Origin of the sequence: Streptomyces sp. SID5785, assembly GCF_009870065.1 — a bacterium.
Classification (GTDB): domain Bacteria; phylum Actinomycetota; class Actinomycetes; order Streptomycetales; family Streptomycetaceae; genus Streptomyces.
In genome coordinates this window covers 1-11,119 of sequence record NZ_WWIA01001067.1, presented here as the reverse complement: position 1 = coordinate 11,119, position 11,119 = coordinate 1, and the positions used below count along the sequence as shown (strand labels likewise).

Below are 11,119 nucleotides of genomic sequence, written 5' to 3'. Positions count from 1 at the left end.
GACCCCGCCGGAGCGCCGGCGCACGCCGGTCCCGCCCCGGTCGGTGACTGGCCGCCCCCGCCGCCGGCCGTCCCGGCGTACCAGTCGGGCGGCGCCGGTCACCAGGCCGGCGGAGCGGGCGACGGCTCCTGGGGCGGAGGCGGCGCCTCGGGCCCCTGGGGGGCCTCCTACCAGCAGCCCCAGCCCAAGGGCGGCCGCCGCGGTGGCCTGCTCGCCGGCGTCGTGGCCGCGGCCCTGATCGCGGGCGCCGTCGGCGGCGGCATCGGCTACTGGGCCGCCGACCGCAACGACGACGCGGGCACCGGGTCGACGACCGTCTCCGCGTCCAACCCGGCCGACCTCAAGCGCGACCCGGGCACCGTCGCGGGCGTCGCGGCGAAGGCGCTGCCCAGCACGGTCACCATCGAGGCCGAGGGCAACAGCGGGGAGGGCGGCACCGGCACCGGCTTCGTGTACGACAAGGAAGGCCACATCCTCACGAACAACCACGTGGTGGCCGAGGCCGTGGACGGCGGCAAGCTGTCCGCGACGTTCTCGAACGGCAAGAAGTACGAGGCCGAGGTCATCGGCCACGCGCAGGGCTACGACGTCGCGGTCATCAAGCTCAAGAACGCGCCGAAGAACCTGCAGCCGCTCACCCTCGGCAACTCGGACAAGGTCGCCGTGGGCGACTCCACCATCGCGATCGGCGCGCCCTTCGGCCTGTCGAACACGGTGACGACCGGCATCGTCTCCGCGAAGGACCGCCCGGTCGCCTCCAGCGACGGCTCGGCCAGCAGCAAGGCCTCCTACATGAGCGCCCTGCAGACCGACGCCTCGATCAACCCGGGCAACTCGGGCGGCCCCCTGCTCGACGGCAACGGCCACGTGATCGGCATCAACTCGGCCATCCAGTCCGCCTCCAGCGGCGGCCTCGGCGGCTCGGGCCAGTCCGGCTCGATCGGCCTCGGCTTCGCCATCCCGATCAACCAGGCGAAGATGGTCGCCCAGCAGCTGATCAAGACCGGCCAGCCGGTCTACCCGGTGATCGGTGCCTCCGTCTCCCTGGAGGAGGGCACGGGCGGTGCGAAGATCACCGAGCAGGGTGCGAGCGGCTCGGCGGCGGTCACGGCCAACGGACCGGCGGACAAGGCGGGCCTCAAGCCCGGCGACGTGATCACGAAGCTCGACGACAACGTGATCGACTCCGGCCCGACCCTGATCGGCCAGATCTGGACCCACAAGCCCGGCGACACCGTGAAGCTCACCTACACGCGTGACGGCAAGGAGCGCACCGTCGACGTCACCCTGGGCGAGCGCAAGGGCGACAGCTGACGGCCCCCGTCCCCCGACCCGCTACGCTGTTCCCCGCGCCCGCCGGATCACGGCCGAAAGCCGTCGGTGGCGCGGGGTGGGTTGCCCGAGCGGCCTAAGGGAACGGTCTTGAAAACCGTCGTGGTGAGAGCCACCGTGGGTTCAAATCCCACACCCACCGCGTTCGTCGAAGGCCCCTGACCAGATACATCGGTCGGGGGCCTTCGCCGTGCGCGGTGGTCGCACGACGCTGCGGGTCGGTCGTGACGTCCCGTCGTGCGGGTCGGTTCGTCCCCCGGAGGCGCGGGCGTCACCGTCCGCCCGTCAGGCGGGCCGCCGAGGCGATCGTGGAGCGGGCCTCGTGTTCGGTGAGGCCGGTGCGGGTCGCGGCGTCCGCGAGGGGGCCCGCGAGGGTGTCGCCCAGGCCGGACTCGTAGGCGCGGCAGGCGGCCCAGAACAGGCGGGTGTTGCGCTGGCCCTCGTGGGCGCCGAGCACGAACTGGACGAGGCCGTGGCCGTGCCTGCCGTGCTGAGGGTCGGCGGGTGCGGCGTGCTGGGGGCGCGGCGGCGGGCTGAGCAGCCGGAGCAGCGCGGGCGGGCAGGCGGCGGGTGGGAGATGCCCGGTGCCCGGCACCGCGCTGTAGACGCCGTGCTCCGTGCGGGACCCGGGCCCGACCAGGTAGCCCCCGGCGCCGCGGATGTCGATCCCGGGCGCGAGACGCCCCGCGGAGTTGGGCACGACGACGTCGGGCGGGCCGGTGAGCCACAGATGCCGGCCGCCGCTCGGGGTGGCCACGACCACCGTGTCGGGGACCGTGAAGAGATGACGTAAGGCCAGCTCACGCAGTGAAGCGGAGGCGTTCGTACCGGACTTGGTGTCCAGGTCGACGCCGATCAGGTGGTGCGGCGGCAACCCGCAGGCGATCCCGTACCCGGTGGCGCGCGGCGCGGCGGCGAACAGGGCGCGGATGCGGCGCGGGTCGGTGCTCGCGTCGTGCACCCCGTGCCCGGGCAGTCCGCATTCGCCGTGGCAGCGCGGCGCGGACGGAGGGTCGGTGCGGTGCGGCGAGGGCAGTGCGGGGAGCTTGGTGCGGGAGAGCGGGATGACGGCGAGTCCGCGCTCGGCGGCGGACAGGGCGTGGGCGAGGGCCAGGGTCGCGAGAGCGGCGGGTGGTGCGGCGGGGTCGCGGCGGTGTGCGGGGTGCCGGTCGGTGAGGGCCATGACTCTATGTTCGTACACATGTTCGAAAGAGGGAAGGGGGTGGAGGCTGCGCCGCGGCTATTCACCGAAAATGTGCCGAAACGCTTCATCCTCTGGGAGGACTGGGTGGTGATCCTCCCGGAGTGGGGTGTTCGGGGCTGAGCTGGGCTTTTGTCGCGGTGAGGCAGGTTTATCGACATGTCCTCACGCTTGCGAGCGAATAGGGCCGTCCGGGGTGGTTCCCGGCGGAACCGCTGGGCAACTCTGGACTCGCGACGTCGTGAACATCGCCGGGGCGGTCGGCCAACCGCCCCGGAGCAACCCGTACTTCCCCGGTCGCCGGACCTGTCCGTGCACCGGATGTACTCCCCGTCCTGGAGGAAAAGACATGGCTTCCATCCGTACCGCCCGCGCCCTCGCCGCCGTCGCCGCTCTGCCCCTGGCCGCCGCCCTGTTCTCCGGCGTGGCGATGGCGGACAACGGTGCGATCGCCGGCGACGGATCGAATGCGGGCGTCGCGTCGATCATCGGCAGCGGCGTGGGTCACGACAACCACGGCAACTCGAACACCACGCAGCAGCAGGCCGTCGGTGACGGCGCCTCGAACCAGAACAACAACGCGCAGGTGAACGGGTCGGCCTTCACCGCGATCCACCAGTCCAACGAGAACATCACGGTGAACTTCACCGAGCTCTGGTGACCCCCCGGCCCCTGCCCGGCAGGGGCGTCTCGTGGGGTGCGTGACAGCTGCGCGGCGGTGCCTTCGGCGCCGCCGCGCAGGCGTGTCCGGGCGGGCCCGGGTCCGGGCCCGGGTGCGGGGGTGTGGTGGCGGTGAGCGGGAAGCCGGTGGGGGCGAACGCGGCAGGGTGGTTGATCCCTTGACACCCGACCGTATCTGACGGACAGTCAGAAACCCTTGTTCGTACGAGGTCCGGGAGGGCCGCCGCCGTGCACCTCGCCCCCACCGAGCGCCAGCGCGAGCTGCGCGCCGAACTGCGCGAACACTTCCGCACGGCCATGCCGGACGGCCCGCCCGCCGCCGGTGACCTCGCGGGCCAGCGCCGGGTGCTGCGGCGCCTGGGAGCCGCGGGCCTGCTCGGACTGGGCTGGCCCGTCGAGTACGGCGGGCAGGGGCGCGGCCCCGACGAGCAGTTCGTGTTCTTCGACGAGGCGTACCGGGCGGGTGCGCCGGTCTCGATGGTGACGCTCAACACCGTCGGCCCGACCCTCATGAAGTACGGCACCGAGGAGCAGAAGGCCTTCTTCCTGCCCCGGATCCTCAGCGGCGAGCTGGTCTTCGCCATCGGCTACAGCGAGCCGTCCGCCGGCACGGACCTGGCCTCGCTGCGGACCAGGGCGGTCCGCGACGAGGCAGGCGGGGACTGGCTGATCGACGGGCAGAAGGTCTTCACCTCGAACGCCCAGAACGCCGACTGGATCTGGCTCGCCTGCCGCACCGACCCCGACGCGCCGAAACACCGCGGCATCTCGATCGTCCTCGTCCCCACCGACGCACCGGGGTTCTCCTGGACCCCGATCGAGACCGTCGGCGGACTCACCACGACCGCCACGTACTACGACGGGATCCGCGTCCCGGGCTCGAACCTGGTCGGCCCCGAGCACGGCGGCTGGGGCCTGATCACGAACCAGCTCAATCACGAGCGGGTCGCCCTCGCCGCGATCGGCATGCAGGCCGAGGACTTCTACGAGCGGGTCGCCGATGCCGCCCGTACACCCGATCCGGTGACCGGCGAGCGCCGGATTGACACGTCTTGGGTGCGCTCGGGACTGGCCGAGGCGCACGCCCGGCTCGCGGCGACACGCCTGCTCAACTGGCGTCTGGTGGGAGACGTGGGGGCGGGCTCACTGGCCCCGGGGGACGCCAGCGGCGTGAAGTTCGCGGGAACCGAATCGGCGGTTGAGGTGTACCGAATATGTCAGCAGATCGCGGGCGACTCCGGATGGGTGCGGGCCGGATCGCCCGGGGCCTTCGGAGCGGGTGGCGGTGACACCGCCGTGGGGGACGGGGAGTTGGAGCGGATGAACCGAGCGGCACAGATCAACACGTTCGGCGGCGGAGTGAGCGAGGTCCAGCGGGAGATCGTGGCCTCGATGCGGCTCGGCATGAAGCGGGGCAAGCGGTGACGGCCAGGGCGCGGGGGCCGGAGCCGGGCGCGAGCGCCGGTACGGACCTCGGAGCGGCGGCCGGTGAGAGCGCGGTGGCGGCGGACCCGCGCGCGCTGTCCGACGAGGAGCTGAAGCCCTTCGAAGGGCGGGTGGCGGCCACGGCGGCCGAGGGCATGGACCCGGTCAACCTGCCGATGATCCGGCACTGGTGCGAGGCGATGGGGGACACGAACACCGCGTACCAGGGCCCCGGCGCGATCGCGCCGCCGACGATGCTGCAGGCCTGGACGATGGCCGGGCTCTCCGGTTTCGCGGGGCGCTCACCGGCCCATGACGAGCTGTTCGCCCTGCTCGACGGCGCGGGGTACACCTCGGTCGTCGCCACGGACTGCGAGCAGGAGTATCTGCGCCCGTTGCGACCGGGGGACGCGATCACCTACGACTCGCTGATCGAGTCCTTGTCACCGCTGAAGACGACGAAGCTGGGCACCGGCCACTTCGTGACGACGCGGATGGACGTCCGGGTGGGCGGCGAGATCGTCGGCACACACCGCTTCCGCATCCTCAAGTACGCGCCGGCCGCCCAAAGTCCACGCAAGAGCGCCCCGCCCGCAGCGGCGCCCGCCCCGAAGAAGCTGCGCCCCCGGCCGGTGGTGAACAGGGACAACGAGGGCTTCTGGGCCGGCGTCGCGGACCACCGCCTGCTCATCCAGCGCTGCGGCACCTGCGAGACGCTCCGCTTCCCCTGGCTCCCGGGGTGCAACGCCTGCGGCGGGCAGGACTGGGACACGGTCGAGGCGCGGGGCACGGGCACGGTGTTCAGCTATGTCGTCATGCACCACCCGCCCTTCCCCGCCTTCGACCCGCCGTACGCGGTCGCGCTCGTCGAGTTGGCGGAGGGCGTGCGCATCGTGAGCAACGTGGTGGGGGTGCCGTACGACAAGGTGCGGATCGGGATGCCGGTGCGGCTGGAATTCCAGGTGATGGACGAGGAGTTGGAGCTCCCCGTGTTCCGGGCCGCCGAGGCGGGTGAGGCGTGACATGGACTTCACACCGACGGCGGAGCAGGAGGCGGCGCGGGAGCTGGCCGCGCGGATCTTCGGCGACCTGTCCACCCCGGAGCGCCTCGCCGGGCTGGGCGGGGACAGCGACGGCGAGCTGTGGAAGGCGCTGAGCGGGGCGGGGCTGACCGCGGCGGTCGAGGAGACCGGGCTGCTCGGCCTGGTCCTGATGCTGGAGGAGCAGGGGAGGACGACGGCACAGGTGCCGTTCGCGGCGAGCTGTGTGTACGGCCTGCTCGCGGTGGCCGCGCACGGCACGCCCGCGCAGCGGGAGCGCCTGCTGCCCGGACTGCGGGACGGCTCGGCCGTGGCTGCCGGGGCGTTCCCGGCGCGGGGTGGCATCGTGATCTCCGATCACGGCGGGCCTGACGCGGCCGGCCCGTCAGGCGGGCCCGGTGCCCGAGCCCGCCTGACCGGGACGGTGCCCTGGGTGCCCTGGCTGCGGGACGCGACGCAGGTCCTGGTGGCGGTCCGCGAGACCGGCGAGACAGCGGGATCGGGCGCGGGCCGCCGGACTCGGTCCGCAGGCGGAGCGCCGGAGCCTGTCCACAGCCTGTGGATGGTCTCGGCGGGCGAGGCGGGGTGTGAGCCGGTCGAGCTGACGGCGCCCTGGTCCGCGGGTCGGCTCGTGCTCGACGGAACACCGGCCGAGCGGATCGGCGGACCCGAGGCGTACGGGGACGTGCTGGCGGCGGCGCGGATCGCGTTCGCGGGACTGCAGGCCGGGGTGTGCGCGGGCTCCCTGGCCAGAGCGGTGGAGTACACGAACGGGCGGGAGCAGTTCGGCCGCCCGCTCGCGGCCAAGCAGGGCGTCCAACTCCGGGCGGCGGACGCCCATATGGACATCGAGTCGATCAAGGTCACGTCGTACGAGGCGGCCTGGCGTCGGGACGCGGGGCTCGAGCACCGGAGCCATGCGCTGACCGCCGCCTGGTGGGCCTCCGAGGGCGGTAAGCGGGCCGTGCACGCGGGTCAGCATCTGCACGGCGGCATGGGGGCGGACCTCGATCATCCGGTGCACCGGCACTTCCTCTGGGGCCGGCAGATCGACGGATATCTGGGCGCGGGCGGCGAACTGCTGGAGGAACTGGGCGCGTTGCTCGCGGCGGTCCCGGGACCCCGAGCGGAGACCGGGCCGGCGACAGGGCGAGGGGCGACCGAAGGGAGCACGTCATGAAGGCAGGAGAGGCGCTGCCGCCGCTGGAGATTCCGGTGACGCGGACCTTGATCGTCGCCGGGGCGATCGCGTCGCGGGACTACCAGGACGTGCACCACGACGCGGAGCTGGCCCGGCAGAAGGGATCCCCGGACATCTTCATGAACATCCTGACGACGAACGGACTGGTGGGCCGCTACATCACGGATCACTTCGGGCCCACCGCCGTGCTGCGCAAGGTCGCCATCCGGCTGGGCGCGCCCAACTACCCGGGGGACACCATGGTGCTGACCGGCACGGTGCTCGACGTGGAGATCGGCGACGGGGGGCGGACCGCGCGCGTCCAGGTCGTCGGGAAGAACCGGATAGGCAGCCATGTCACCGGCACCGTGACCGTGACGGTGCCGGCGGCCGAGGCGGGTCCGGCCGCGGGGAGCCCGGCCGTGGGGAGTCCGGCATGAGCGTGCAGTCGAAGGACCGGCTCGGCGGACGGGCGGCGATCGTCGGCATCGGCGCCACGGAGTTCTCCAAGGACTCGGGGCGCAGCGAGCTGAAGCTGGCGGTGGAGGCCGTGCAGGCGGCGCTCGACGACGCCGGCCTCTCCCCTGCCGACGTCGACGGCATGGTCACGTTCACGATGGACACCAGCCCGGAGATCACGGTCGCGCAGGCGGCGGGGATGGGGGAGCTCTCGTTCTTCTCCCGGGTGCACTACGGAGGCGGAGCGGCCTGCGGCACGGTGCAGCAGGCGGCGCTCGCGGTGGCGAGCGGGGTCGCCGAGGTGGTCGTCTGCTACCGCGCGTTCAACGAGCGCTCGGGCCGCCGCTTCGGCTCGGGGGTGCAGCACCGAGAGCCGTCGGCGGAGGGCGCGGCGCTCGGCTGGGCCCTGCCGTTCGGGCTCCTCACCCCGGCGTCCTGGGTGGCGATGGCGGCGCAGCGGTACCTGCACACGTACGGGCTGACCCCGGAGGCCTTCGGGCAGGTCGCGGTGATCGACCGGAAGTACGCGGCCACGAATCCGGCGGCGTACTTCCACGGCAAGCCGATCACGCTCGCCGACCACGCCGCGTCGCGCTGGATCGTCGAGCCGCTGCGGCTGCTCGACTGCTGTCAGGAGACGGACGGCGGGCAGGCGATCGTCGTCACGAGTACGGAGCGGGCCCGCGACCTGCGCCGGGCACCGGTGGTGATCGAGGCGGCGGCCCAGGGCGCGGGCCGTTCCCAGGAGCAGATGACGAGCTTCTACCGGGACGATCTGTCGGGGCTGCCGGAGATGGGGGTCGTGGCACGGCAGCTGTGGCGGACGGCCGGCGTGCGGCCCTCGGACATCGACGTGGGGATCCTGTACGACCACTTCACGCCGTTCGTGCTGATGCAGTTGGAGGAGTTCGGTTTCTGCGGCCCGGGCGAGGCCGCGGGGTTCGTCGCGGAGGAGCGGCTCCCGCTGAACACACACGGGGGGCAGCTGGGCGAGGCCTACCTCCACGGGATGAACGGAATAGCGGAGGGCGTCCGGCAGGTGCGCGGTATGGCGGTGAACCAGGTGCCGGACGCGGGTACGGTGCTGGTCACGGCCGGTACCGGGGTGCCGACGTCGGGCCTGGTGCTGGGACGGGACGGGTGAGTGCCGTGTGCGGCGGGCGGGACCCGTGTGCGACGGGGGACGGACGCCGGGAGCGGGCCGCCGGCCGGGCAGCCGGCGCGGAGACGGGCACGGGACGGTTCCGGCCCGGGGTGCCTCTCAGGGCTGAACCCTCAAGGGTCCTCACCGCGTCCTCCACCTTCAGGAGGTGGGGCTACCACCCCGCGTACAACCTGAGGCGGACGCCGCTTCGGGACCTCCGGCCGATCCGAAGATATGGGGGGCGCTCATAGCGTGGAGCCATGACCGCAACCCTGGCGCCCGTTCGCAGCGGCGCATCGGAGCCCGCACCGCGTACCCCCGCGAGGACGCGTTCGGCGCATGCAGCGCATGCAGCGCACGCAGCGCACACGACGTATCCGTCGTTCGCTTCGTACGTCCGGGCGCGCCAGCCGGTGCTCCTGCGCACGGCACGGTCGCTCACCGCGAACCCGTGTGACGCCGAGGACCTGTTGCAGACCGCGCTCGCCAAGACGTACGTCGCGTGGGACCGGATCGAGGACCACCGGGCGCTCGACGGCTATGTGCGCCGGGCTCTGCTCAACACGCGGACGTCCCAATGGCGCAAGCGCAAGGTCGACGAGTACGTCTGCGACGAGCTGCCGGAGCCGGCGGTCGTGCCGGCCGGGGACCCGGCGGAGCAGCAGGCGCTGCACGACGCGATGTGGCGGGCGATCATGAAGCTGCCCACGCGGCAGCGGGCGATGGTGGTGCTGCGCTACTACGAGGACCTGAGCGAGGTGCAGACGGCCGAGGTGCTGGGAGTCTCCGTCGGGACCGTCAAGAGCGCGGTCTCGCGGGCGCTCGGCAAGCTGCGGGAGGACCCGGAGCTGGGCCCGGTGCGGGCCTGATCAGCGGTTCAGTACGCCGATCGAGTGATCGATCATTCCCGGGACTAGTGACATACCGAGTGGTATGTGGTGAGAATCGGCAGAACCCTACTGCTCCGTAGCGCCCACCGGGAGGACGCCGTGCTGAGCACGATGCAGGACGTACCGCTGACCGTGACCCGCATCCTGAATCACGGGATACGCGTGCACGGCACCTCGCAGATCATCACGTGGACGGGCGAGGGCGAGCCGCACCGCCGTTCGTTCGCCGAGGCGGGCGCCCGCGCGGCCCAGCTCGCGCACGCACTCCACGACGACCTCGGTGTCCGGGGCGACGACCGCGTCGCGACGCTGATGTGGAACAACGCGGAGCACGTCGAGGCCTACTTCGCCGCCCCCGCGATGGGCGCGGTGCTCCACACGCTCAACCTGCGGCTGCCCGCCGAGCAGCTGACATGGATCGTGAACCACGCCGCGGACCGCGTGATCATCGTCAACGGATCGCTGCTCCCGCTGCTCGCACCGCTGCTGCCCGGATTCACCTCGGTCGAGCACATCGTGGTCGCCGGTCCCGGAGACCGTTCCCTGCTCGAGGGCGCGCGGGCGCGTGTGCACGAGTACGAGGAGCTCATCGGCTCCAAGCCGACCACGTACGACTGGCCGGAGCTGGACGAGCGGCAGGCCGCCGCGATGTGTTACACGTCCGGCACGACGGGCGATCCGAAGGGTGTCGTCTACTCGCACCGTTCGATCTACCTGCACTCGATGCAGGTGAACATGACGCAGTCGATGGGGCTGACCGACGCCGACACGTCGCTGGTCGTCGTGCCGCAGTTCCATGTGAACGCGTGGGGCCTGCCGCACGCCACGTTCATGACGGGCGTGAACATGCTGATGCCGGACCGCTTCCTGCAGCCCGCGCCGCTGGCCGAGATGATCGAGGCCCAGCGCCCCACCCACGCCGCCGCCGTCCCCACCATCTGGCAGGGCCTGCTCGCCGAGCTCACCGCCAAGCCGCGTGACGTCTCGATGCTCACCCAGGTCACCATCGGCGGCTCGGCCTGCCCGCCCTCGCTCATGAAGGCCTTCGACGACCTGGGCATGCGGGTCTGCCACGCCTGGGGCATGACCGAGACCTCCCCGCTCGGCACCGTCTCGCGGCCGCCGGCCTCGGTGGAGGCGGGCAGCGACGAGGAGTTCGCGTACCGGCTCACGCAGGGCCGCTTCCCGGCCGGCGTCGAGGCGCGACTGACCGGCCCGGGCGGCGAGCACCTGCCCTGGGACGGCGAGTCCGCGGGCGAGCTCGAGGTGCGCGGGCCCTGGATCGCGGGCGCGTACTACAACGGCCCGGACGCCGAACCGCTGCGCCCGGCCGACAAGTTCAGCGAGGACGGCTGGCTGAAGACCGGCGACGTCGGCACCATCAGCGCCGACGGCTTCCTGACGCTCACCGACCGCGCCAAGGACGTCATCAAGTCCGGTGGCGAGTGGATCTCCAGCGTCGACCTCGAGAACGCGCTGATGTCCCACCCCGATGTCGCCGAAGCCGCCGTCGTCGCAGTCCCCGACGAGAAGTGGGGCGAGCGGCCGCTGGCCACCGTCGTGCTGAAGGAGGGGGCGACGGCGGACTTCGAGACGCTGCGCACGTTCCTCGCCGAGAAGGTCGCGAAGTGGCAGCTGCCCGAGCGCTGGAGCATCGTGCCGACCGTCCCGAAGACGAGCGTCGGCAAGTTCGACAAGAAGGTGCTGCGCAAGCAGTACGCGGACGGCGACCTGGACGTCACGCGCCTGTGATCCGGGCCCTGTTCG

Annotated in this window: 10 protein-coding genes and 1 tRNA gene; 10 read left to right on the top strand and 1 reads right to left on the bottom strand. The window is 72.3% G+C overall.

The window, feature by feature from the left end; genetic code table 11:
- On the top strand, positions 1–1,314 hold a 1,314-nt coding region (locus tag GTW43_RS34600; RefSeq protein WP_161305927.1), incomplete at its 5' end, for a trypsin-like peptidase domain-containing protein.
- Between the two features lie 75 nt (positions 1,315–1,389).
- A tRNA-Ser gene (locus GTW43_RS34595) sits at positions 1,390–1,474 on the top strand.
- A 129-nt stretch (positions 1,475–1,603) separates the two neighbouring features.
- Here the strand turns inward: GTW43_RS34595 and GTW43_RS34590 are convergent.
- On the bottom strand, positions 1,604–2,515 hold the full coding sequence (locus GTW43_RS34590; protein ID WP_161305926.1) for a bifunctional DNA primase/polymerase: 912 nt from the start codon (positions 2,513–2,515) through the stop codon (positions 1,604–1,606).
- Between the two features lie 367 nt (positions 2,516–2,882).
- Between GTW43_RS34590 and GTW43_RS34585 the strand changes: the two genes are divergently transcribed.
- The 8 genes from GTW43_RS34585 to GTW43_RS34550 all read left to right on the top strand — a co-directional run bounded on the left by GTW43_RS34585 (position 2,883) and on the right by GTW43_RS34550 (position 11,104).
- Complete coding sequence (locus GTW43_RS34585) at positions 2,883–3,194, top strand: hypothetical protein (RefSeq protein WP_161305925.1); 312 nt, start codon at positions 2,883–2,885, stop codon at positions 3,192–3,194.
- A 248-nt stretch (positions 3,195–3,442) separates the two neighbouring features.
- Positions 3,443–4,639, top strand: coding sequence for an acyl-CoA dehydrogenase family protein (locus GTW43_RS34580; protein WP_161305924.1), 1,197 nt, complete (start codon positions 3,443–3,445; stop codon positions 4,637–4,639).
- A gap of 155 nt (positions 4,640–4,794) precedes the next feature.
- Positions 4,795–5,661 carry an OB-fold domain-containing protein gene (locus tag GTW43_RS34575; protein ID WP_161305929.1) on the top strand — a complete coding sequence of 289 codons (867 nt, stop codon included), beginning with the start codon at positions 4,795–4,797 and terminating at the stop codon, positions 5,659–5,661.
- Between the two features lies 1 nt (position 5,662).
- Entirely contained in the window at positions 5,663–6,859 is a 1,197-nt protein-coding gene (locus GTW43_RS34570) for an acyl-CoA dehydrogenase family protein (RefSeq protein WP_161305923.1), read from the top strand.
- Complete coding sequence (locus tag GTW43_RS34565; RefSeq protein ID WP_161305922.1) at positions 6,856–7,299, top strand: MaoC family dehydratase; 444 nt, start codon at positions 6,856–6,858, stop codon at positions 7,297–7,299. Before GTW43_RS34570 ends, GTW43_RS34565 begins: the two co-directional genes overlap by 4 nt.
- The gene (locus GTW43_RS34560) at positions 7,296–8,462 is read left to right on the top strand and encodes a lipid-transfer protein (RefSeq protein ID WP_161305921.1); all 1,167 of its coding nucleotides are present in this window, start codon (positions 7,296–7,298) and stop codon (positions 8,460–8,462) included. Before GTW43_RS34565 ends, GTW43_RS34560 begins: the two co-directional genes overlap by 4 nt.
- 260 nt (positions 8,463–8,722) lie before the next feature.
- Positions 8,723–9,331, top strand: a complete 609-nt coding sequence (locus GTW43_RS34555; RefSeq protein ID WP_202502317.1) for a SigE family RNA polymerase sigma factor — start codon at positions 8,723–8,725, stop codon at positions 9,329–9,331.
- A 120-nt stretch (positions 9,332–9,451) separates the two neighbouring features.
- Positions 9,452–11,104, top strand: coding sequence for a long-chain fatty acid--CoA ligase (locus GTW43_RS34550; protein WP_161305920.1), 1,653 nt, complete (start codon positions 9,452–9,454; stop codon positions 11,102–11,104).
- Positions 11,105–11,119 lie beyond the last annotated feature (15 nt).